This window comes from Micromonospora sp. NPDC049374 (assembly GCF_040677165.1).
Taxonomy (GTDB): Bacteria; Actinomycetota; Actinomycetes; order Mycobacteriales; family Micromonosporaceae; genus Micromonospora.
The window spans coordinates 279,894-301,294 of record NZ_JBFAQH010000007.1; the positions used below are offsets into that span (position 1 = coordinate 279,894).

The window sequence follows — 21,401 nt, forward strand, 5'->3', positions numbered from 1 at the left end:
TGAACAAGAGGGCTGCTAAAAAAGTCGACTCGATCGGTCGTGTCGTTTTCCATGCTTGGCGTAGTACGTCGACACCAAGAAGTCGGTAATCCGCTGGATGTCGCGCGGGGTGTTCTGGACGTCGTTCCACCGACGAGGAATGCCGTCGCCGAGATCCCAGGTGCCTTCGGTCCAGCGGCAGTAGTCCTTCACCGTCTTCAGCCCTGCGGCAAATCCCTGCACGTCTGGGACGTCCTCGCTACTGCCGCTCGTGTCGGCGATGGCATCCATCAGGTAGCCCATGCTGATGATCCCGGCGCCGTGCATCAATCGCGACTTGCGAGGGGGCTTGCCCCACGCATCCTCACCGAAGACCTCCCGTACCGCCGTCCAGAAGTCGCTTAGTACGGTCACCATCAGTCCGATGTTGGGCAGCGTCCCGTCGCTTCCGCGGAACCGGTACAGGACACCATCCGAGATGCTGTTCTCGAGCATGCGCAGCATGGAGTTGTCCTTGATGACACCCGTGGGATTGGTTGGCGTCTGGATCATGTGACGTAGCGGCGAACGCTCCTCGAAGTTGAGCCGCTCAAGGACCGTCGCGGGAAGTTGCCGTACGCGTAGTTGGTTCGGTAGCGGGCCGGACGCCGCCGGGAGTAACTCGTGGATCAGGCCCTTGGGAAGCGGCTTCGTGGAGTTGACCAGGATGAACTGCGACCGGTGGTCGGCCTGGTCGGCGGTGATGAAGGCGGTGACGCAGATAGGGAAGGCCGTGACTTCCGCGTCGCGGATGGCGGCGCAACGCTGCTGGCCGTCCACGATGAAGCCAGGCTTGTCGGCCTCCTCCCAGTCCTCGCTCACGGGTACTAGGAGGGTTCCCATGCGGACGTAGCCGGGTCCGTCGGTAGCGGTGTCGTCGGAAGGGACGAAGCGAACTCGGTCGTCGAAGGCGACGACGATCGCGTTGGGCAGCAGGGGGCTGTCGTCGGACTCCACGTAGCGGCGGATCGCCGCCACGTGGGCCAGGACCTCGGGCCGTTGGTAGCCGTGCAGTTGCTGCTGGCTGTCGCGTCGGACCCGCGACACAGCGGCGAACGACGGGACTTGCTTGCCGTCCACCGCAAAGGTGTAGAGACGGCGGTTCGGGCCCTGCCTGATCTCGAGAGCTGGAAGATGCAGCACCTGCCTGTGGCTCGCTGCCATGGCGCTCTCGTCTCCCTGCTTAGTCACGGTCGTCATCTCCAAGCTGCCGGCGCAGTCGCCGCCCGAATACGTGTAGGTTGTGGAAGCCGCGGCGCTTGTTGCGTTCCGCCCCGCGGAAGATGATTGTTTCGATGCCGGCCTTGGTGCAGATCGAGCAGTCGCATGCCTGCCACGGCCGATTCTCGAGTGTGTCGCGGTACTGACTGCTCCTGTCCGCCTTGCCGTCCCATACCTCGCTGTAGGCGACGAGCGCCTCCAGGGCTACCTCTACGTCGACCTCGCCCCTGTCGAATTCTCGAAGGCGTGTCAGTGCGGCGCGTTCCAACTGCATGGCCCGCCCTTGGCTGATCTCGCCTGAACGAATCCGTGCCTTGAGCTTCGCGTTCCCGTCGACCTGGGGGACGCGGAGCGCCACGTAGGTCCGGTCGAGCGCGTAGTAGTTGTCCCGGTCATCCTTGAACGCCTGCCGGAAGGGCGACGTGCTGTCGAAACTCTTCACGCCGTGGCCGGCGAAGGTCGGGATTTCGTCGACGCGGCTGATACCTAGGAGATGCAACTGCGTGTCGGGTTCGCGTACGTCGTCGATGGCGCGGAGGCAGGCGAGGATCTCCTTCGTCTTCAGCGGAACCATGCCACCGACCGCAATTCGTCGATATCCGATCCGTTGGAGTTCCACCACCGCATAAGCGTATGACTCCGGGCTCCAGCCCTGAGTCACCCCGAGAGGCGTGAAGTGAACGTCGCTTGCTGTACAGCGTTGCCAGAATTCTGCGGCAAGATTGAGCGTGATCTGCTGCCGGCGAACCCACTCCTTGGCCGCCTCGTCGGTTCGGAGGACCTTCGGCTCGTATTGAAAGATGACGTGGTCGACGGAGATGCCGTAGTCGAACCCGCACCCCTCGTAGAAGCCGATCACCTCTTCGACCGTATAGGGCGGATACTCCTCGCCAACGTACGAGAAGGCTCCACAGTCGCCCATGATCTTCAGCGGGGCGCTGCCGTTGTCGAGGCGGAAGAACTTCCGCGCCCCTTCCCGGTACAGCCTGTGGCGCTGGGGCAGGGTGTACTTGCCGGTGCTGGAGCCGGCGGTCCCGTCCACGATGGCTTTGGAGACCAGGAGGCCGTTGAACGGCGGCGGCTTCAACACTTCGTGGGCGTACAGATCGTCGCGTTGGCGTACCCGGAACGGGTCGCGTTCCTCGGTAAGGAAGTTGAACGTGGGGTCTACCTGGTCCTGGCTATCGGGAAAGAAGAACTTCATCGAATTCCCGCCCGTTCGTTCAGGTAAACGCGGATGAGGTAGTTGGACAGCTCCTGCACGTGTCGGGATACGTTCTCGATCTCGTTCCAACGAAGGTTGAGCTCGCCCCACGTTCCTCCCGTCCACTGACAGTGCGGAGCGATCACTGCGAGGTGCTTGCTGACCAGTTGTGGCGCCTCGGGGAGGCGGGGGTCCACAGTGCCCAACACCCTATCCATCAGTCGTCCCATGGCCCTTATGCCCGCTCCATGCATGAGGCGGCTCTTGGTGGGCGGCTTGCCCCATGCGTCAGGAAAGGTGTCACGGACCGCTGACCAATAGGTGCAGAGTGCCTGGAGGATCCCGTCGAAGTCCGTCTCGTTGCGGGCGACGTCGCGGTAGGGGAAGAGGCAGCCGGCCGGTGAGGTGAGGCTCTCCTGGATCATCTCGACGACGAGGGTGTCTGTGATCACGGCGTTCGGTGCCTGCTGGCGGTTGGTTGACGCCCGTTTGATCAGCCCGTAGAAGGGCGATGCCTTGTCGGCATTCAGGACGTCACACAGCGCCGAGGGCGCCTTCTTGATGGCGAGTCGCGGGGGTAGTGGGCTGTCGACCTCCGGCAGTAGCTCGGTCACGAGGCCCCGCGGTAACGGACGGGTGTTGTTGATCCGTAGGAACTGGTCGCGCTGGAATCCGACGCTGTCCGCGACAAACGCGGTTACCGGTACCGGAAACTGCTGCCGCTGGGTACGGGACAGCGCGAGAGCCCGCTGTTGCCCATCGACGATCCAAGCGGGCTTGGGCTTGCCGGGTTGCGGCAAGGGAATGCTGAGCACCCCGGAGGTGGCGAGTCCGTCCCCGGCACCCGGTCCTCTGCTCGACTGGAACCGCACGTTGGAGGACAGGGCCAGGATGATGGGATTGGGGAAGACAGCGGCCTCGGTGTTGAGGTAGTCGACGATCTCTTGAATGTGCTTACGTACCTGTGGACGTTGGTAGCCGATGAGCTTCCCAGCGTCGTCCCGACTGACCCGGGAGATGTCCGCGATTTGCAGGACCTCTTCCGCTTGGAGTGCGAAGAGATAGAGGGCCGGGGTGCCGGGCTGGGCGATTCGCAGAGCACGGCGCGCTACGGTCTTGGAGTCGTGTGCGGGGGGCATCAGCGGCGCACGTCCAATTCGATTGCGTCAAAGATTTGCTTGAAACGTCCCTGCTCACATGACTTGCCGGAGTCCCGTAGCTGTCGGAGCAGGCGCGTTGCCGAGGTTGGTCCGGCCGCTGCGAGTGGCCGGATGAAAGCCTTGACCTCATCGTCGGTCATGCGCTCGCGATGAGCCCGAGGTGCTGGCGGGGGCGCTGTGGCTGCCAGTTCATGAGCCAGGGCGCGGAGGTGGGAGCGGCGGTGGGTGCCGGGATCCGCGTTAACGAGGCCGAGGAGGCGCTGCGCTACCCGGACGTTAAGGGCGAGCAGGCTCCCGCCGACCGCCGGCCTCATTAGAGCGGTTACGCCGACGACAAGTTCGTCCAGGTTGGGATCCGCCTGGGCCGGCCCGACGATCGTCAGCCGTTGTGGGTCGCTCACCTGCCCCGCCGCTCTACGGAGATCGTCACTGCACGCCCGAAGATAGGTGTCCGACAGGACGGCGATGATCGTGTCGTCGGGGTTCGTGCGGGCAAGGTCGTAGAACGACCGCGGCGCGCCGGGTTCCGGGCCGACCCATTCGCTAAGCCCGCGCCACCAGTCGCGGTTCTCGGCCGCCCTGCGCCCGACCGAGTCTGCCTCCCGCGTCGTGAAGGTCGCGGCATAGGGACGGACCTGTGCGGTGGCGGGGATCAATCCGTAACCCGCCGAGCAGACCCACAGTTGCGCTTCCGCGCGTACCGAGGTGGCCAGTTGACGTGCCGCCGCCCAATGCTCGCCGGCATAGAGTGAGGCGGCGGCAGTGGAAGGTTGGCCGGGTTCGGACAGTCGTCGAAGCCACTCCGCCAGCCTTTGCTTCGGCAGGTACTCCGACAGGACTCCGACGCGCAGGTCGGCTGGAACCGCGAGACTCTTACGGTTGGTGCAGGTCACGACGATGTGTACGCGTGCCGATCCTTCCGCCCGGTTGCTCTCCCGGGCCGCGCCTGGTGGATGCTCGTCGGCCGTCGCTTCCGTCACGAGGCATCGCCGCGGTAGACGGCGCCCGAGGTGCAGGTCTCCCTGACCACGATGGCTGATAGCGGCAGCTGATCGACAAGTCTCGCCCAGATCCATTGCGCCAGCACTTCGCTCGTCGGGTTCTCGAGACCCGGCACCTCGTTCAGGTAGTAGTGGTCCAGTTGATCCAGGATGGGGCGGAACGCCGCCTTGATGTCACCGAAGTCCATAACCCAGCCCGAAGATGCACCTACCTCGCCCCGTACGTGCAGTTCAACCCGGTAGGAGTGGCCGTGGAGACGGGCGCACTTGTGCCCCTCGGGCACGTGAGGCAGTTGATGAGCGGCTTCAAAGGTGAACTCGCGAAAGATTTCCATCACGCAATCCCGATGTACTTGTGCGTCTGCAGGCTCAGCGACCATTGAGGATGGGCAAGGCAGTAATCGATAGCGGCTCGGGTGTTCGCTGCCTGGTCCGGTCCGTCCATCGGTTGCAGGAGGAAGTGGCCGAAATTCAGGTCCTCGAATCGTTCGGGCTCTGCGCCATGCTGGGGGTACACGAGCTTGAGTTCTTCACCCCTCCGAAGAACGAGGTCTGTCCCCGCTTTCGGGCTGACGCAAATCCACTCGATGCCGGCCGGTGCGGGCCGCGTCCCGTTGGTCTCGATAGCGATCTCGAAGCCTTGCTCGTGTAGCGCTTCGACGGCAGCGGCGTCGAGTTGCAGCAGAGGCTCACCGCCCGTGCAGACGACGTACGGCCTGCTTCTCGGGTGGGCTGCACCTGCCCATGTCTTAGCCACTGCGGCAGCAAGGTCTTGCGCCGACTGGAAGCGTCCTCCTCCTGGCCCGTCCGTACCGACAAAGTCGGTATCGCAGAACTGACAGATGGCCCGGTGGCGGTCCTTCTCTCGGCCCGTCCACAGGTTGCAGCTAGTGAACCGGCAAAAGACAGCCGGCCTCCCGGCATGCGTGCCCTCGCCCTGCAGTGTGTAGAAGATCTCTTTGACCCGGTACGCAGACCTCAAGATGCGCCGCCGAGGACGGGATCCGACATGCCGAGCTCGGCAAATCCGCGGATACGGAGCAGGCAGGAGTCGCAGCTGCCGCACGGCCGGCCGTCGACGGGGTCGTAGCAACTATGCGTGAGCGAATAGTCCACGCCCAGGCTAAGGCCCAGCCGAATGGTGTCCGCTTTTGTGAGGTGGATGAGCGGGGTGTGGATCTTCATTCGCTGGCTGCCTTCGACGCCCGCCTTGGTGGCAAGGTTCGCCATACGCTCGTAGGCCTCGATGTACTCGGGCCGGCAGTCGGGGTAGCCGCTGTAGTCGAGTGCGCTCACCCCGATGAAGATGTCCGACGACCCAAGCGTCTCCGCCCAGGCGAGCGCGAACGACAGGAAGATGGTGTTCCGCGCTGGCACGTACGTGACAGGGATCTCGGTCCCGATCTCCTCCGCGCTCTCGTGATGAGGGACCGCGAGTTCGTCGTCGGTCAGCGCAGAGCCGCCAAAGATCCGGAGATCGATATCGGCGACCACATGACGCGTTGCCCCAAGAGCCTTCGCGACCCGCGCGGCGGCTTCTAGTTCCACGGTATGCCGCTGCCCATACCGGAAGCTGAGGGCGTTGGCCTCGAACCCCTCGTTCACGGCCACAGCAAGGGCCGTAGCCGAGTCGAGACCCCCGCTCAGCAGTACTACAGCTTGAGGCTTGGCTGCTGACATCTGAGGCTCCTCGCTTCGTCAACGGTCGAGAAACTGCAGTGGCTCGCTCAGCCAGCGGGTGTGCAGTTATGGCTCGCAGGTTGCGTCACGTTACCCGAGTACTGCGCGTTGTCGGAAGGTGGCCAGGGCGTGTCTTCGGAACTCGTTAGCTACTGGTCGAAGGTGCGGCACAAGCCCAGCCACGACGTGCGGCGCTCGTCGTGCTTGCGGTGGCGATGGCTTGAAGGCGGTGGCGGGCACGACGGCGATGGTGGTGGCCGGCGGATGTGGCTCGGGCTCACCGGGCTTCCGCCAATTGACCCGGGCGGGATACCTGGTCTGCTATGCCAGGGCCTCTCGGTCGATCCACGTCGCGGCGGTCGGCGTGGCGGTGAGGCAGACCGTTTAGCCGTCCTGTTGCAGCAAATCGATCAGCTCACCGATTCGCAGTACGGAAGGTGCGGCGCAGACGACAAGGGCGAGAATCCGACCTCCGGTCATTCGCAGGCCCGGGCCGCCGACGAGGCCGTCGGGTGGGGCAAGTCTGTCGTCAGGACCAGGAACTCCGGCGCGTTCTCCCAGCTCGGCCGCAGTCGAGCCTGCTGCGTCCAGTTCCACGAGTCGTAGGCGCGCCGGGCGATCGCGTTGTCGGGACGGACGAGCAGGGTGGCGCGCTGCTCGGTACGGCCGCTCAGTAGCTGGTCATGCAGTGCTTGCGCCACACCTCGGCGTCGCCAGTTGGCCCGTACGAGCAGTTCGCTGATCGCGAAGGTCCGCCGGCCGTCCTCGTCGGTGAACCCGGCGGGCACGTCACCCCTCAAGCCCTCCCACCATCGAGTCTGCGGCGGAAGCGGGAAGCCGTAGATGTAGCCGACCATCTCCCCGTCGACAACGGCGGTGACGAGCCGCCACCCGATGCGTTCCCGGTGTGCGCCGAGCTGGCGACGGTAGCGGTCCTCGCTGTAGAACTCACCCTCGTCGGCGTGCACCTCAAGATAGAGGCCCACGAGTTCGTCGACGAGCTTTTCGGCCTCATCGGCGGCGTAGGTCTGCAGTACGAGGTTGGCGATCATCGTGTCACCTGCTGGTCGTAAGCGTGTGTGAACTGTCGGACGGCAGCGGTCGGACGCTCCAGCCGGCCGAGGTTCGCCCTCACTCCGGCCAGGTGTCTCGCCACCCGCTGGGAACGCAGCCGGCTCACGGCGGGCAAGGCGTCCAGCGCCATCCGGGCCGCCTGGTTGACGTCGCCCTGCTGCCGGGTCGCCTCGATCAGGTGGACGGAGTACAGGATCTGGTTGCGCCGGTGTGCCGGGGATGGATTCATGGTGACCGCTCGAAAGGCGTCCGCTGCGCGCCCTGACTGGCCGAGGCACAGGTAGGAGAGCCCGCGAATGCCCTGGACCTCCTGGTTGTTGACGAAGTGCACGAAACCCTGGTCGTCGTCGTGCGGGCCGCGGTCCAACTCGTGGCGGGCCTTGGCCATGGCCCGCTCGTAGCCACTCGCATCATTCAGCACAGCGAACGTGTGCGCCCGCCGGAGATGCAGGAGGCTCCGCAGACGAGGGGTGGCCCAGCCGGCGGACGCCCGTAGCGCCGCCTCGGCACAGTGCAGAGACTCGATCGGCTGTGCCTCGCGCATGAGCAACGCGAGGTGGGTCAGCGCGCGAACCTCGACCTGCGGGTCGTCGGCGATCCGTGCTCGGGTGATCGCCTCGTTGAGATATGGGCGGGCGGTGGCTCGTCGCTCCGAGTCGATCGCCAACCAAGCGGCCTCGACCGCGATATCGGCGAGCGCGCTTTGCAACGCATCTCCCACCTCCCGGCTGTACCGGGCCTTGGCGGCCCAGTTCAACAGGCGGGAGTGCACCTGTACGGCGACGGCGCAGAGCTCGTTGGCGCCTACGGCTGCGTCGGCCTGGCGTAGTTCGTTGACGAGGGTGCAGGCAACGCGAACCTGTTCCATTCCGATCGTGGAAGGCGGGTCGAGCTCCGCCAACAACTCCAGGTGTGCCGCAGATGCCAGACCGGCCAGAGCGGCCAGCGTGCTGAACTGCCGGCGGTCCGTGGTGACCACCTCCTCAGTCGGTGCTGCATCGACGAGATGGTTTAGCTCGTTCGGCCGAGACCCGACGACCGGTCCGGGAAATGGCTGCCCCGCCGTGACCGATGGAGGCTCTGCGGCGACCCCGGTCTGCGGCGTCGTGGGTAGAGCGAACCATAAAAGTTTCGCCGGTAGGCGTAGCAGCTGTGCCCAATGTGTCAGACGGTCAAGGTGCACCACGGGCGGGCCGTTCTCGATCCGGCTGAGCTGCGCCTGGGTGATGCCCAACCAGTCCGCTACGGCGACCTGCGGCAGCGGGTTCCGACCGTGGTACGGGTGATGCCGGTACGCCCGGATCACCCGCCCGAGATGTCGTTGCGCCAGCGCGTCACGTACCGGCTCGTGCTCCCAGAATGACGACGGTACCGGCGGCGGCACGCTCAGCCTGTCGCGTTCGGCCGCGTGACAGGGTGCGCAGCGTCCACTGTCGTTGTCCCGCGCCAGGCGGCTGCCACATCGAGGGCATTTCGCATGTCTCACCGGCGACCTCGCTGTTCGCGGTCGGCTGTGTCGATTGCGCTCAGTTGAGCCTATCTATTCAACCGGTCAGGACGGACTGCGATATGCGCGCTACGTATATCGATCATCTGAAGGCCGAGGCCGCCGGAGTGCCGCAGCAGCGTCCGTCAGCGAGATGGCCATCAGTGAGACGTCACTGCTCGGTGGAGCAACCAGATGCGAAGTGTGCATGTCGGCTACTTCGCCCACGTCATACGGCCCGCCCTGCTGATCCACAACTCTGCAGGACATGGCCCGGGGCGGGTGCTGGGCTCCGGCGGTGCCGACCCCCGACGGTGCGCCGTCCCCGCCCGCCTCGGTGCCACACCACACAGCAGGGGAGGGACATGGATTCGATCGACGAGGTGCTCGGCGAGCTGCCGATGCCGCCGTACGTGACCGCCGAGGATGTCGGTTTCGCGGTGCGGGCGGTGACCGTACACGCTGCGGAGCAGTGGCCCGAGGGGCCGCGCTGCCGGAACGACCGCGCGCCGCATCCGTGCCGGCTGCATCGGTGGGGGCGGCGGGTGCTGGACCGGCGCGGCCTCAGCGATCGGCAGGTGCAGGCGCTCATCGCCGAGCAGGAGGCACCGCGGCGATGATGTACCTGTCCGGGGAGCGCCTGCACCCACACCACGTTCGTGCCGCCGAATTCGACAGGCGCTGGCGGGGTCTCGACCCGCACCAGGTGTACGACTATCTCGACCGGGTCGCCGACGAACTCGCCCGGCTGCACCGGGAGTTGACGACGGCGAACACCGAGTCGGAGCGGATCCGGCAGGCGTTGCGGCAGTGGCAGTCCCGGCACGCCGACTGTCGACCCCACGGACATGCGGCGGGGGAGCGCAGGTGACCGGGGCGGCTGGCGACGACGCAGTGATCGGCGAGGTTGCCGCGAGCTTCCGGGCAGGTCTGGAGGCGTACAGCCCGGGGCTGTTGCCGGAACGGGCGACGGCGCTCGTCGTCGCCGCGCTGGCCCGGCTGGTCGGCGGCGGCGGTGATCGGGCCGGGCGGTTGGCGCTGCTGGCGGTGCTCGGTCGGGTCCACCGCCGGTACCGGCTGCGACCCGAACACGGCCCGCTTATCGGTGCCGCGCTGGCCCCGGTGGCACCGCGACTGTGCCCGCCACAGGTCGGCTGGGAGCGACGCTGGCGGCGGGCGTGGGCGCTGATCGAACGCGCCGCCGGGCGGATGGGCGACGGGCCGGCGTTCTGGCCCGCCGAGGTGGTCGGCCGCGACCTGGCCGCCGAGGGCATCGCCATCCTGACGGTACGCCCGTGGCGGCGGCTGCCGTTCCGGCCCGGTCAGGCGGTGCCGGTCTGCGTGCCGCAGCACCCCGGCCGATGGCGCTGGTACTGCCCGGCCAACGCCCCGCGCCCCGACGGCACCGTCGAGCTGCACGTCCGCGCCGTCCCCGCCGGCACCGTCTCCCACAGCCTCGTCCACGAGGTACGCCCCAACGATCTGCTCCACCTCGGCCCACCCGTCGACATCGGCCTGAGCCTGCCCACCGCCCCGGAGCCGACCATTTCTCGACAGTCTGTCCGGGCTGGGAACGGGCGGGCCGATGCCGGGCCGGCTGGGGCAGGAGCGGCCGACGAATGGTCCGCCGCCGCAAGGCCGGCTGGGGGAGGGCTCGCCAGGGCGGCGCTGGCCGGTGGTCGGGACCTGTTGCTGGTAGCCGGCGGTACCGGGCTGGCCCCGCTGCGCGCCCTGGTCGAGCAGGTCGCCACCGCGCCGGCCGGTCGTCGGGTGACCCTGATCGTCGGCGCACGCACCATCGCCGACCTCTACGACGCGATCACCCTGGACAAGCTCGACCAGGCCCACCCCTGGCTGACAGTCGTCCCCGCGTTGTCCCACGACCCATTCGCCGCTCCCGCCGAACAGGGCGACGCGCTGACCCTCGCCCTCGACCACTACCGCCCCAACCAGCACGTCTACGTCTGCGGCCCACCCGCGATGCTCACTATCGCCCGCCACCGCCTCCCCACCACCGAAATACCCGCCAACCACCTCCACCTCCCCAAAATCCCCTGAAGCCCACCCTCGCCAGCCCCTCTGCGCGTCGATCTTGCGCTTTTGGTCGTCGAAATAACCGTGATCTGGGTGTTTGTCCCGACAGAAACTGCAAGATCGACGCGGGATCACCTCGCCGACGCGATCAGCCTTGACGGTCGGCGGTTGCGTGGGGCGGCGTCCATAGAGGTCGCGTACGTTGGGAGCATGGGATTGACGGGTGATTACGAGCCGAGCGCGCTGGAGTGGGTCCGCGGGCAGGTCGAGCAGATCGTGCGTAACGGCACGACCGACGGCGTCACGATCGCCGGCCGGCCCATCGTGCTGATGACCTACCGGGGCGCCAAGACCGGCAAGCTCCGCAAGACGCCGGTGATGCGGGTCGAGCACGACGGACACTATGCGGCCGTCGCATCGATGGGTGGCGCGCCCAGAAACCCGCAGTGGTACGCCGCCCTGGTCGCCGATCCGGTGATCGAGCTTCAGGACGGGACCAAGACCGGGGAGTACCGGGCCCGTGAGGTGTTCGGCGACGAGAAGGCCGTCTGGTGGCGCCGGGCAGTCGAGGCGTACCCGGACTATGCCGACTACCAGCGCAAGACCGACCGCCAGATCCCCGTCTTCGTCCTCGAACCGGTTCCAGCGAAATCCTGAGCCTGCCCCTCAACGCGCCGATCTTGCCTGCCTCGGCTGGCGAGCCACCCTTGTGGCTCAGGCGTAGGTGTCGCCGTACTCGCGGATGTCGTCCACGTCGAGGGTGACCCGGCTGTTGTCGGCCCACTCGCCGGTGGCCTGCTGCCAGCTGGGGTCGTCGCGTTCGTCGATCGCGGACCAGTTCGGGCGATGGTGACGGAGGTAGATGGGGCCTGTCGACTCGCCGGGGGCCAGTTCCCTGCCGGTGAAGGTCAGCTCGATCCAGCCGGGGATCGGGGTGCCGGGCGGCGGGAAGACCGTCGGGGTGGGCGTCGGAGTCGGCGGCAGCGGCGACGTAGTCGTCGCGGGGAACAATGGCGATCCCGAGGCGGGCGGCGATGGCGCAGCCGGCGGTGGCGAGACCGGTGTGCCCGGCGGGCCCGGCGGCAGGGGTGGTGGGAAGAACTGGATGTGGCGTTGCACGTTGGCGCAGCCGATCGCCGCCCAGTCGCAGTTGGTGGTCAGCGAGGTGTTCCCACCCTCGAACGTCAGGTGGTAACGCACCCGCACGTCCGCCAGGTCGAGCGGGGCGGTGCCCGTGTTGACGACCTGGAGGACGTGCTGGATCTGGTTGTCCGTCGCTGACCAGCTCAGGTTCCGGTAGCTGACCCGCGCCTTCCCGTACGCGGTGCGGACCGGGTTCACGGGCGAGTCGAGCGAGTACCCGGCGTCGGTGTACGCCCACACGGTGAGCCGGTATTCGGTGCCCGGTGCGAGGTCGGTGAGCGTGAGCTCGGTGCCGGTGGTGGTGCCGAGGCTGCGGTACACGTTGGGGCCGATCCACGCCCGCACCTCGTGCCGGATCGGCGTCGCGCCCGGCTCGCCGATCCAGGTCGACGGCGCCCAGGTCAGGGTGAGCAGGTGCGGCTCGTTCGCCACCACCACCGGTGCGCCGGGAGTGGTCAGGACCGGATCGTCGGCTGCCTGGGCGACGGCGGTGCCGGAGAGCCCGAGCACGATGCCGAGGATGGCGACCAGGGTGACCCAACGAGCACGCATAGTGCGCATGCTAGAGAGTGGCATGCATGAATATCAATGGCCATGGGTCGCAGTCCCGCTCGGCTCAGACCCCTGGCCTTGGCGTCGCGGTGATCTGGGCGACGAGGAAGTCGAGCCGCTCGGCCTGGCCGTTCGGGGGGATGCGCCCGCTCTCGGTCAGGGCGGCTATGCCGTGCAGCGCGCTCCAGGTGACTTCGGCGAACAGTTCGCGTCGCTGATTGTCCGGCTGGAAGCAGCTCACGAACTCGTCGAAAGCGGCGCGCAATGGCGGCGGCGTCTCGGCGTGCGCGAACTTCACGTCGGTCGGCAGCATGAACATGGCCTGGTAGAGGGCCGGTTGCTCGGTTGCGAACTCCAGGTAGGCGCGGCAGACGGCGTGCAGTGCCGCAGGCGACGCGGGGTCGGTGAGCCGGGCACGGCGCAGGCGGGCCGCGAGTTCGCCGAAGCCTTCGATGGCGACGGCCCGCATGATGTCGTCCTTGCCGTGGAAGTGGCTGTAGAGCACCGGCTGGCTGTACTCGACGCGCTCGGCCAGTCGCCGCGTAGTCACTGCCTCCCACCCTTCGGCCTCGGCGAGTTCGCGGGCGGCCGTGATGATCAGCTGGTGGCGCTGGGCGCGTTCGCGTTCGCGGCGTTCGGAGATGGCGGACATGGCCTCAGCCTAGCAGTGCTAGACATACTGTCGACGACAACGTATCGTCGCTACAGAATCTAGCGCCGCTAGGAAACAAGCGAGGGGAACAATCCATGCTCAGCAACGTCGCCACCGTGCTCGCCGGACTGGTCGGTGTGGCCGTCATCGTCATGGGCGGCCGCGCCTTCTGGGCACCGCAGGCCGCGGTCGGCTTCGGCATCCCGGACACCCCGACCGAGGACCGGGCTTTCCACGCCTGGCTGTCCGTCAAGGCCGTGCGGGACATCGCCGCCGGGCTCTTCATCCTCATCGTGGTGGTCGGCGGGACAACCCAACTACTGGGCGGGCTCATGCTGGCCGCCACCCTCATCCCCATCGGCGACGCGCTTATCGTGCTGCGCAGCGGTGGGCCCAAGTCGGCCGTCTACGGCATCCACGGCGCTACCGCAGTGGTGATGCTGGCGATCAGCGTGCTCCTGCTCATCGCGTAACCGCTCGCCCTCGTTGCCGGCCGGCCGCGATTGCGGCGGCCGGGTCGGAGCCGATTGTCCGGCCGGGCGCGGCGTTCGTGCCGCCGTGTCCCTCAGGAGACGGCGTCGGCCAGGCGGGCACCCAGGTCGCGGACGTGCGCGATCAGCTCCGCCGGCTCGTGGATCCGGAACCGGAACCCGATCAGCGCCACATACAGCACCAGCTCGTCCAGCGAGTTCGATCCGGTGTACAGCACACAGCTTTCCCCGTCGACGGCCTCCACGACACCGATGGTCGGTGGGATGCGATCGGTGACGGCCTCGGCTGGGGCGTAGAGCGTGATCCGCGCCTGGTGACGGTAGGGCGCGGCGGACACGCCCCGGGACAGGTAGCCGGCGAGGTCGACGTCGGGTGGGGTGCGCGGGGTGAACCGGGGGCCGCCCGGGATCCGGGGCTGGATCCGGTCGGCGCGGTAGGTGCGCCAGTCACGGCGGTCGAGGTCCCAGCCGACCAGGTACCAGCGGCGTCCGGTGTGGACAAGCCGGTGCGGCTCGGTCTCACGCAGCGCGGCGCTGCCGTCGTGGCGCTGATAGTCGAAACGGAGCCGCTGGTGGTCGCGGCAGGCGGCGGCGATCGTGGTCAGCACGTCCGGGTCGACGGTCGGGCCGCGGTCGGGGGCCGTGACGGTGACCGAGCGGAGCAGGTCGACGCGGTGCCGGACGCGGGACGGGAGAACCTGGTCGAGCTTGGCGAGCGCCCGCAGGGAACTGTCCTCGATACCGGTGACCGCGCCCCGTACCGCGGTCCGCAGCCCGACGGCCACCGCGACGGCCTCGTCGTCGTCCAGCAGCAGCGGCGGCAGCTTCGATCCGGCGCCGAGCCGGTAGCCGGCCGCGCCGGGAGTGGCGTGCACCGGGTAGCCGAGATCGCGCAGCTTCTGGATGTCTCTACGGACGGTGCGCACGTCCACGTCGAGGCGCTCGGCTAGGCCCGTCCCGGTCCAGTCGCGGGGCGTCTGCAGCAGGGAGAGCAGGCGCAGCAGCCGCGCCGAGGTTTCCAACATTCCTGGAAGTCTGCCAGCAAGCTAGGGCGGAACCTGTCCTAACTGGTTCCTAGCGTGGTGGTCATGAGCGAAGAGATCACCCCGTTCCGGATCGACATCGACCAGGCCCGCCTCGACGACCTGCGGGAGCGGCTGGAGCGCACCATCTGGCCAGCGCCGCTGCCCGGCGACGGCTGGGACACCGGCGTGCCGACCGGCTGGCTACGGGAGCTGGCCGAGCACTGGCGTACGGGCTACGACTGGCGGACCGCCGAAGCGCAGCTCAACGCGTACCCGCAGTTCACCACCGTGATCGACGGGCAGCGGATCCACTTCCTGCACGTCCGCTCGCCGGAGCCGGACGCGCTCCCGCTGGTGCTCACCCACGGCTGGCCCGGCTCGGTGGTCGAGTTTCTCGACCTGATCGGGCCGCTGACCGACCCGGCCGCACACGGCGGCGACCGGAACGACGCCTTCCACCTGGTGATCCCGTCCCTGCCCGGCTTCGGGTTCTCCGGGCCGGTCGCCGACGCCGGCTGGGACACCGACCGGATCGCCCGCGCCTGGGCGGAGCTGATGCGCCGGCTCGGCTACCACCGGTACGGCGCGCACGGCGGGGACATGGGAGCGGCGGTCAGCCCGCAACTGGGCCGGATCGCACCGGAGCGGGTGGCAGGTGTACACGTCAACGGCACGCCCGGACTGCCGCCGTTCCCGTTGTCCGATGAGGAGCTGTCCACCCTGTCCGAGCTGGAGCGTGACCGGGTCCGCCGGATCGAGGCGTTCATGCGGGAGGAGTTCGGCTACGTCGCGATCCAGTCCACCCGGCCGCAGACCCTGGCGTACGGGCTGACCGACTCCCCGGTGGGCCAGCTCGCCTGGCTGATGGACAAGTTCCGCGAATGGACCCACCCGCGCGAGACCCTGCCCGAGAAGATCATCGACCGGGACCGGCTGCTCACCAACGCGATGATCTACTGGCTGACCGGTACCGCCGGCTCGGCCGGCTACGTGGGCTACGCCCAAGAGTCCGCCTGGGGAGCCCGAAAGGAGAACTCGGGCGTACCCACGGCAGTGATCGTTTTCGCCCACGACGTCGGCATCCGCCGCTACGCCGAGACCGAGAACACCATCACCCGCTGGGTGGACGTCGACCGGGGCGGCCACTTCGCCGCCCTGGAGGAACCTGAGCTGCTCACCGACGACCTGCGGACCTTCTTCCGGGACCTGCGCGGGTGACCTCGGCGGCTCCGGCCTCCCCGATCGGGCGGTCGGAGCCGCCCCGGAGCAGCCGTCCGGCGGATGGCTGAACCGATCGGAGCCCCTGCGGGTGAACCCCGACGCGATCCCGGGGCGACCAGGGAGTGACCTGAGTAACTTTCACCACTAGCGTCGGTCGGGCCTGGACAGACACACCTCGGGGGAGGACGTTCCAATGTGCCACCACCAGCGAGCCGCCCGATGAAGCCACGCTCACTCGTCGCCACGGCCACCGCCACCGTCCTGGTCGCCACCGGCCTCGCCGTCACCGGCGAGACCGCCGTCGCGCACGGCGGCGGCTACTCGGCCCTGATCCAACGGGCCTCGTACGGCGTACCGCACATCACCGCCCGCGACTTCGCCAACCTCGGCTACGGCGTCGGCTACGCCCAGGCCGAGGACAACATCTGCCTGATCGCCGAGCAGATGGTGACCGTCAACGCCGAGCGGTCCCGCTGGTTCGGTGCGGACACCGGGAACGTCGGCAGCGACCTGTTCCAGCGGAAGGCCATCGACGACCGGTCCGCCGAGCGGTTGCTCATCGGCCCGCGCGACGGCCTGCACGCACCGTCGACCGAGGTACGCGACCTGACACGCGGCTTCGTCGCCGGCTACAACGCCTACCTGCGCCGCACCGGTGCGGCGAATCTCACCGATCCGGCCTGTGTCGGCAAGGAGTGGGTGCGCCCAATCAGCGAGCTGGACATGTGGCGGGTCCACTGGACGAGCATGGTCCTGGCCGGCTCCGCCGCGGTCGCCGACGGCATCGTGGCCGCCGCGCCGCCCGCCGCCATGTCGACGCCGGTCCGTCCCGGGGAACTCACCGGGACGCTGCCCGCACCCGGGGCGGCGGCCGTGGTCGACGCCGGTGACGGCGCACCGGCCGGGATGGGTAGCAACGCGTACGGTCTGGGGCGCGACGCCACCGTCAGTGGCGCCGGCATGCTGCTGGCGAACCCGCACTTCCCGTGGGACGGCGCGGACCGCTTCTACCGGATGCGGCTGAAGGTGCCCGGCCGGTACGACGTGGAGGGCGCGGCCCTGATCGGTGACCCGCTCATCGAGATCGGGCACAACGGCAAGGTCGCCTGGTCGCACACCGTCTCCACCGCCCGCCGCTTCGTCTGGCACCGGCTCACGCTGGTGCCCGGCGACCCGACGAGCTACCGCTACGACGGCCGGACCCGGAAGATGACCGCCCGCACGGTCACCGTCCAGACTCCCGAAGGCCCGGTCAGCCGTACCCTCTACGACACCCACTTCGGCCCGGTCGTCGTGGTGCCGGGCCGCTTCGACTGGACCACCGACACGGCGTACGCGATCACCGACGTCAACGCCACGAACAACCGTGCGCTTGACGGCTGGCTCGCCATGGGCCGGGCGAAGTCGGTGGGTGAGCTGTGGTCGGTGCTGGACCGGCGGCAGTTCCTGCCCTGGGTCAACGTCATCGCCGCCGACCGGGACGGGCGGGCCCTCTACGCCGACCACTCCGTCGTGCCCCGGGTCACCGACTCCCTCGCGGCCGCGTGCATTCCAGCTTCCTTCCAGAGTTTGTACGCGACAAGTGGCCAGGCCGTCCTCGACGGCTCACGGTCATCGTGTGAGCTGGGCCGGGACCGGGACGCGGCGGTGCCCGGCATCCTCGGGCCGGCGAACCTGCCCACGCTGGTCCGCGACGACTACGTGACCAACTCCAACGACAGCTACTGGTTGGCCAACCCGGCTCGCCCACTCGTCGGGTACCCGCGCATCGTCGGCGACGAGCGGACCGCCCGCAGCCTGCGGACCCGGCTCGGCGTCCACCAGGTGCGGCAGCGCCTCGCCGGCACCGACGGCCTGCCCGGCCGGGGGTTCACCGCCGGCAGGCTGTGGGACGTGACGCTCGGCAACCGGGCGTACGGCGGCGAACTGGTCCGCGACGACCTGGTGCGGCTCTGCGAAGCTCAGCCGACGGCCACCGCCTCGGACGGCACCACCGTCGACCTGACGGCCGCCTGCGCCGCGTTACGCCGCTGGGACCTCCGGGTCGACCTGGGCAGCCGGGGCTCGCACGTGTTCACCGAGTTCGCCCGGGCCGGCGGCCTGCGTTTCGCCGACCCGTTCGACCCGGACGCCCCGCTGACCACGCCGAACCGGCTCGCGGTCGACGACCCGAAGGTGCGCACGGCGCTCGCCGACGCCGTCCAACTGCTCAGCGGCATCCCGCTGGACGCCCGCCTCGGCGACATCCAGACCGAACCACGCGGCGCCGAACGCATCCCCATCCACGGCGGCTGGCCGGACGCCGGCGTCTTCAACATGATCATCAACCAGGTGCAGCCCGGCGTCGGCTACCCGAAGGTACGGCACGGCACGTCGTACCTGATGGCCGTGGAGCTGGGCCGCGACGGGCCGTCGGGCCGGCAACTGCTCACCTACTCGCAGTCGGCCAACCCGAACTCGCCCTGGTACGCCGACCAGACCCGGCTGTACTCGGCCAAGCGGTGGGACACCATCAAGTTCACCCAGAAGCAGCTGCGGGCCGACCCGAACCTGGTCACCTACCGGGTAGGAGAGCGCCGCCGCTGATCGACGACTCCGACCCGGCCGGGTGTGGCTCCGCACCCAGCACGCCGCCACGGCCAGCCCTTGCCGCTGGGCCTGGCGGTGTGCTGGGTGCGGCCTGACGGCTTGGCGCGGCGGGTCGGGCTGTGGGGTCCGCGTTGCGGGATGTTGGGCTTTCCGGCTCGTGGGTAGCCGCGAGATGCCGCATCTCGTGTCGGGTGGCGCTCGCGTCCTGCCTGGCAGGTCGGGCGTTCGTTGGCGTTCGGGTGGGCCAGCGACTCGAAATGGGCTGGGCGGCGAGCTGCCGCCTACCGACCCGACCCCCTTGTCACGGAGTTGGCGGCTGATAGGTGACGGGCAGCCGGACGGCGGCGTCGATCTCCGCCGTGGTCAGCAGCGGCACGATGCGGGCGTCGACGCCGCCCGCTGCCCGCACGGCGATGCCGAGTGCGGCGGCGGTCACGTTGTCCGGCACCTCGCAGAGCACGTACAGGTCGAACTGGCCGAACGCGTAGTACACCGCCTCCACTTGCCCGCCGGCGTTCTCGATCAAGGCCTCGATCACCTCGGCCCGCGCCGTCCCGCCGTCCTTGGCCAGCCCGGCCATTCCCGGGATCGTGTAGGTCGCCGTGACCAGGAACTTTGCCACGCTGGCACCACCTTCTCGCCTCTGCCCGGTCCTGACCGTGTGCCGCGCGTACCCGTTCCGCGCCCGGTCACGCCCGCACACCGCAGAGTCGCCGTGGCCGTGCTCACAGAAAGCTCTGCTGGTCGCTAAACGGGCGGCGAAGTGTCGTTGGCGGGGGCTACTGTGCCGTGCGGGCTTCACCACCGCCGTCGCGCCGGCCAATGGGCGCCACGTCGGCCACCACCGCTCGTCCTTCGGACAGTTCCGACAACAGGAGACCTCGTGACACAGCAATCCGTCGCGGCACCGCAGCCTGTCCCGACCTCGGACAAGCTCGACGCCGCGGTGCTCAAGGTGGCCGGCGTCGTCGTGCTCGGTGCGCTCATGTCGATCCTCGACGTGACGGTGGTAAGCGTCGCCCTGCCGACGTTCCAGAGCGAGTTCGACGCCTCGTACGCCCGGGTCGCCTGGACGATGACCGGCTACACGCTCGCCCTGGCCACGGTCATCCCGCTCAGCGGCTGGGCCGCCGACCGGTTCGGCACCAAACGCCTCTACATGATGGCCCTGGCACTGTTCACCATCGGCTCCGGCCTGTGCGCCACCGCCGACACGATCGGCGAGTTGATCACGTACCGGGTGTTGCAGGGTCTCGGCGGCGGCATGCTCATGCCGATCGGCATGGCGATCATGACGCGGGCGGCCGGGCCGAACCGGATCGGCCGGCTGATGGCCGTGCTCGGCATCCCGATGCTGCTCGGCCCGATCGGCGGCCCGATCCTGGGTGGCTGGCTGATCGACGTCGCGAGCTGGCACTGGATCTTCCTGATCAACCTGCCGATCGGCGTCGTCGCGCTGGTCTACGCCCAGTTGGCCCTGCCGAAGGACAGCCCACAGCCCTCCGAGTCCTTCGACTTCCTCGGCATGCTGATGCTCTCGCCGGGTCTCGCTTTGTTCCTGTACGGCGTTTCCACGCTGCCCGAGGCCGGCACCTTCGCCGACTCCGAGGTGTGGGGGCCGATGCTGATCGGTGCCGTACTGGTGGTGGCGTTCGTCCTCTACTCGTTCAAGCCCCAGCACCCGTTGCTCGACCTGCGGCTGTTCCGTAACCGCAGGCTGACCATCGCGGCGTTGACCATGTTCGTCTTCATCATCGCCTTCATGGGTGCCGGCCTGCTGTTCCCGAGCTACTTCCTCCAGGTACGCGGTGAGTCGACGCTGCACGCCGGCCTGCTGATGGCCCCACAGGGCATCGGTGCCATGGTCACCATGCCGATCGCCGGCATGCTCGCCGACAAGGTGCCGGTCGGGCGGACGGTGCCGTTCGCGCTGCTGCTCATCCTCGCCGGGTTCTTCACCTTCACCCAACTCGACGCAGACACCTCCTACGTGCTGCTCTGCGGCTCGCTGTTCGTGATGGGCCTGGGCATGGGCGGCACGATGATGCCGATCATGACGTCGGCGCTCAAGACGCTGACCGGGCACGAGGTGGCCCGAGGTTCCACGCTTGTGAACATCCTTCAGCAGATCGGCGGTTCCGTCGGTGCCGCGGTGATGTCGGTGATCCTCACCAACGAGCTCAACGGCTCCCGGCAGATCCCCGGCCTCACCGACGAGAACGGCAACCCGGTCACCGAGGCCGGCCTGGCGATCGCCGCCCAGCAGCGGCCGGAGCTGGCGCAGCAGGTTCCCGACCCGTCACTCATCGAGCGTGGGCTGGACTTCGCCGCCAACTCCTTCGCCACCACCTTCTGGGTGGCGTTCGCCCTGGTGGCGGCGACGTTCATCCCGGCCGCGTTCCTGCCCAGGCGGCGGGAACGGTCCCACCTGCTCGACGACCAGCCCGGAGAGCAGCCGGGCGACCAGCCGAAGACCCCGGTAATCGTCCACTGACCGCTCCGCCCGTCTCGGCGCCGCCGGCCCACTAGGGTCCGCTCGCCTACTAGGGTCCGCTCGCCTACTAGGGTCCGCTCGCCTACTAGGGTCCGCTCGCCTACTAGGGTCCGCTCGGCCTCGGCGTCGCCCTGCTCGGGTTCTTGCTCCGCCGGTCTCGGTGTCGCCGGCCGGCTCCGTCCTTCGGCCCGTTCCGCCTCGGCGTGACCGATCCAGGGTGGCCCCGGCGGTGCGCCATCCGCTGGCGATTGCCCTGTTCCGCTCCCTCGCGTCTCGGCCCCGCCGCTGACCGTCGCCACCACCTGCGGCATGTTGCGGCATCACTACCGCCGGATACCGCGACATGCCGCATCTCG

At 68.4% G+C, this 21,401-nt stretch carries 22 protein-coding genes; 9 read left to right on the forward strand and 13 right to left on the reverse strand.

The genetic code is table 11. The features are described 5' to 3' along the window. Positions 1-15 precede the first annotated feature (15 nt). From dbpB (AB0J93_RS14980) to AB0J93_RS15020, 9 genes are all read right to left on the reverse strand, one after another. Positions 16-1,218: a DGQHR domain-containing protein DpdB gene (dbpB, locus tag AB0J93_RS14980; protein ID WP_363922001.1), complete on the reverse strand. Its 1,203-nt coding sequence runs from the start codon at positions 1,216-1,218 to the stop codon at positions 16-18. Further along, a complete protein-coding gene (gene dpdA, locus AB0J93_RS14985) occupies positions 1,202-2,443 on the reverse strand; it encodes a tRNA-guanine transglycosylase DpdA (RefSeq protein WP_363922003.1) in 1,242 nt (413 codons plus the stop codon). Before dpdA ends, dbpB (AB0J93_RS14980) begins: the two co-directional genes overlap by 17 nt. Further along, entirely contained in the window at positions 2,440-3,582 is a 1,143-nt protein-coding gene (gene dbpB, locus AB0J93_RS14990; RefSeq protein WP_363922005.1) for a DGQHR domain-containing protein DpdB, read from the reverse strand. Before dbpB (AB0J93_RS14990) ends, dpdA begins: the two co-directional genes overlap by 4 nt. After that, positions 3,582-4,583, reverse strand: a complete 1,002-nt coding sequence (locus AB0J93_RS14995; RefSeq protein ID WP_363922007.1) for a hypothetical protein — start codon at positions 4,581-4,583, stop codon at positions 3,582-3,584. Before AB0J93_RS14995 ends, dbpB (AB0J93_RS14990) begins: the two co-directional genes overlap by 1 nt. Then, positions 4,580-4,939 carry a 6-carboxytetrahydropterin synthase QueD gene (queD, locus tag AB0J93_RS15000; protein WP_363922009.1) on the reverse strand — a complete coding sequence of 120 codons (360 nt, stop codon included), beginning with the start codon at positions 4,937-4,939 and terminating at the stop codon, positions 4,580-4,582. The genes AB0J93_RS14995 and queD overlap by 4 nt, the downstream gene beginning before the upstream one ends. Next, complete coding sequence (gene queE / locus AB0J93_RS15005; protein WP_363922011.1) at positions 4,939-5,670, reverse strand: 7-carboxy-7-deazaguanine synthase; 732 nt, start codon at positions 5,668-5,670, stop codon at positions 4,939-4,941. Before queE ends, queD begins: the two co-directional genes overlap by 1 nt. Next, positions 5,583-6,284: a 7-cyano-7-deazaguanine synthase QueC gene (queC, locus tag AB0J93_RS15010; protein WP_363922013.1), complete on the reverse strand. Its 702-nt coding sequence runs from the start codon at positions 6,282-6,284 to the stop codon at positions 5,583-5,585. The genes queE and queC overlap by 88 nt, the downstream gene beginning before the upstream one ends. 476 nt (positions 6,285-6,760) lie before the next feature. Continuing rightward, entirely contained in the window at positions 6,761-7,336 is a 576-nt protein-coding gene (locus tag AB0J93_RS15015) for a GNAT family N-acetyltransferase (RefSeq protein WP_363922015.1), read from the reverse strand. Beyond that, complete coding sequence (locus AB0J93_RS15020) at positions 7,333-8,337, reverse strand: hypothetical protein (protein ID WP_363922017.1); 1,005 nt, start codon at positions 8,335-8,337, stop codon at positions 7,333-7,335. Before AB0J93_RS15020 ends, AB0J93_RS15015 begins: the two co-directional genes overlap by 4 nt. Before the next feature lie 180 nt (positions 8,338-8,517). On the opposite strand from AB0J93_RS15020, the gene AB0J93_RS15025 reads away from it, so the two are divergent. The 5 genes from AB0J93_RS15025 to AB0J93_RS15045 all read left to right on the forward strand — a co-directional run bounded on the left by AB0J93_RS15025 (position 8,518) and on the right by AB0J93_RS15045 (position 11,535). Continuing rightward, a complete protein-coding gene (locus AB0J93_RS15025) occupies positions 8,518-8,721 on the forward strand; it encodes a hypothetical protein (protein ID WP_363922019.1) in 204 nt (67 codons plus the stop codon). Positions 8,722-9,209: 488 nt separating this feature from the next. Further along, the gene (locus AB0J93_RS15030; protein ID WP_164449974.1) at positions 9,210-9,464 is read left to right on the forward strand and encodes a hypothetical protein; all 255 of its coding nucleotides are present in this window, start codon (positions 9,210-9,212) and stop codon (positions 9,462-9,464) included. Further along, on the forward strand, positions 9,461-9,715 hold the full coding sequence (locus AB0J93_RS15035) for a DivIVA domain-containing protein (protein ID WP_363922021.1): 255 nt from the start codon (positions 9,461-9,463) through the stop codon (positions 9,713-9,715). The genes AB0J93_RS15030 and AB0J93_RS15035 overlap by 4 nt, the downstream gene beginning before the upstream one ends. After that, positions 9,712-10,902, forward strand: coding sequence for an FAD-binding oxidoreductase (locus AB0J93_RS15040; RefSeq protein WP_363922023.1), 1,191 nt, complete (start codon positions 9,712-9,714; stop codon positions 10,900-10,902). Before AB0J93_RS15035 ends, AB0J93_RS15040 begins: the two co-directional genes overlap by 4 nt. A gap of 186 nt (positions 10,903-11,088) precedes the next feature. Further along, positions 11,089-11,535, forward strand: a complete 447-nt coding sequence (locus AB0J93_RS15045; RefSeq protein WP_363922025.1) for a nitroreductase family deazaflavin-dependent oxidoreductase — start codon at positions 11,089-11,091, stop codon at positions 11,533-11,535. A 57-nt stretch (positions 11,536-11,592) separates the two neighbouring features. Here the strand turns inward: AB0J93_RS15045 and AB0J93_RS15050 are convergent, their stop codons facing one another. Together AB0J93_RS15050 and AB0J93_RS15055 are read right to left on the reverse strand one after the other, a co-directional pair. Continuing rightward, a complete protein-coding gene (locus AB0J93_RS15050) occupies positions 11,593-12,573 on the reverse strand; it encodes a cellulose binding domain-containing protein (protein WP_363922027.1) in 981 nt (326 codons plus the stop codon). A gap of 64 nt (positions 12,574-12,637) precedes the next feature. Further along, complete coding sequence (locus tag AB0J93_RS15055; protein WP_363922029.1) at positions 12,638-13,225, reverse strand: TetR/AcrR family transcriptional regulator; 588 nt, start codon at positions 13,223-13,225, stop codon at positions 12,638-12,640. A 95-nt stretch (positions 13,226-13,320) separates the two neighbouring features. On the opposite strand from AB0J93_RS15055, the gene AB0J93_RS15060 reads away from it, so the two are divergent. After that, complete coding sequence (locus AB0J93_RS15060; protein WP_363922031.1) at positions 13,321-13,698, forward strand: DUF4267 domain-containing protein; 378 nt, start codon at positions 13,321-13,323, stop codon at positions 13,696-13,698. Positions 13,699-13,790: 92 nt separating this feature from the next. Here the strand turns inward: AB0J93_RS15060 and AB0J93_RS15065 are convergent, their stop codons facing one another. Beyond that, positions 13,791-14,741, reverse strand: coding sequence for a YafY family protein (locus AB0J93_RS15065; RefSeq protein WP_363922033.1), 951 nt, complete (start codon positions 14,739-14,741; stop codon positions 13,791-13,793). Positions 14,742-14,804: 63 nt separating this feature from the next. On the opposite strand from AB0J93_RS15065, the gene AB0J93_RS15070 reads away from it, so the two are divergent. Together AB0J93_RS15070 and AB0J93_RS15075 are read left to right on the forward strand one after the other, a co-directional pair. Beyond that, positions 14,805-15,959, forward strand: a complete 1,155-nt coding sequence (locus AB0J93_RS15070) for an epoxide hydrolase family protein (RefSeq protein WP_363922035.1) — start codon at positions 14,805-14,807, stop codon at positions 15,957-15,959. Between the two features lie 222 nt (positions 15,960-16,181). Beyond that, positions 16,182-18,548, forward strand: a complete 2,367-nt coding sequence (locus AB0J93_RS15075; RefSeq protein ID WP_363922037.1) for an acylase — start codon at positions 16,182-16,184, stop codon at positions 18,546-18,548. 304 nt (positions 18,549-18,852) lie between these two features. Here AB0J93_RS15075 and AB0J93_RS15080 read toward each other — a convergent pair whose 3' ends face one another. Next, entirely contained in the window at positions 18,853-19,131 is a 279-nt protein-coding gene (locus AB0J93_RS15080) for a GYD domain-containing protein (RefSeq protein WP_232521518.1), read from the reverse strand. Between the two features lie 303 nt (positions 19,132-19,434). Between AB0J93_RS15080 and AB0J93_RS15085 the strand changes: the two genes are divergently transcribed. Then, entirely contained in the window at positions 19,435-21,045 is a 1,611-nt protein-coding gene (locus tag AB0J93_RS15085) for a DHA2 family efflux MFS transporter permease subunit (protein ID WP_363922039.1), read from the forward strand. Positions 21,046-21,401: the final 356 nt, after the last annotated feature.

Coding starts and splice junctions, on each gene's coding strand:
- AB0J93_RS15025 (WP_363922019.1), top strand. CDS start 8,518: ATGTGTCAGACGGTCAAGGTGCACCACGGGCGGGCCGTTCTCGATCCG.
- dbpB (WP_363922005.1), bottom strand. CDS start 3,582: ATGCCCCCCGCACACGACTCCAAGACCGTAGCGCGCCGTGCTCTGCGA.
- dpdA (WP_363922003.1), bottom strand. CDS start 2,443: ATGAAGTTCTTCTTTCCCGATAGCCAGGACCAGGTAGACCCCACGTTC.
- dbpB (WP_363922001.1), bottom strand. CDS start 1,218: ATGACGACCGTGACTAAGCAGGGAGACGAGAGCGCCATGGCAGCGAGC.
- AB0J93_RS15030 (WP_164449974.1), top strand. CDS start 9,210: ATGGATTCGATCGACGAGGTGCTCGGCGAGCTGCCGATGCCGCCGTAC.
- queD (WP_363922009.1), bottom strand. CDS start 4,939: ATGGAAATCTTTCGCGAGTTCACCTTTGAAGCCGCTCATCAACTGCCT.
- AB0J93_RS15015 (WP_363922015.1), bottom strand. CDS start 7,336: ATGATCGCCAACCTCGTACTGCAGACCTACGCCGCCGATGAGGCCGAA.
- queC (WP_363922013.1), bottom strand. CDS start 6,284: ATGTCAGCAGCCAAGCCTCAAGCTGTAGTACTGCTGAGCGGGGGTCTC.
- AB0J93_RS15070 (WP_363922035.1), top strand. CDS start 14,805: ATGAGCGAAGAGATCACCCCGTTCCGGATCGACATCGACCAGGCCCGC.
- AB0J93_RS15065 (WP_363922033.1), bottom strand. CDS start 14,741: ATGTTGGAAACCTCGGCGCGGCTGCTGCGCCTGCTCTCCCTGCTGCAG.
- AB0J93_RS15035 (WP_363922021.1), top strand. CDS start 9,461: ATGATGTACCTGTCCGGGGAGCGCCTGCACCCACACCACGTTCGTGCC.
- AB0J93_RS15060 (WP_363922031.1), top strand. CDS start 13,321: ATGCTCAGCAACGTCGCCACCGTGCTCGCCGGACTGGTCGGTGTGGCC.
- AB0J93_RS15075 (WP_363922037.1), top strand. CDS start 16,182: ATGAAGCCACGCTCACTCGTCGCCACGGCCACCGCCACCGTCCTGGTC.
- AB0J93_RS15080 (WP_232521518.1), bottom strand. CDS start 19,131: ATGGCCGGGCTGGCCAAGGACGGCGGGACGGCGCGGGCCGAGGTGATC.
- AB0J93_RS15055 (WP_363922029.1), bottom strand. CDS start 13,225: ATGTCCGCCATCTCCGAACGCCGCGAACGCGAACGCGCCCAGCGCCAC.
- AB0J93_RS15050 (WP_363922027.1), bottom strand. CDS start 12,573: ATGCGTGCTCGTTGGGTCACCCTGGTCGCCATCCTCGGCATCGTGCTC.
- AB0J93_RS15045 (WP_363922025.1), top strand. CDS start 11,089: ATGGGATTGACGGGTGATTACGAGCCGAGCGCGCTGGAGTGGGTCCGC.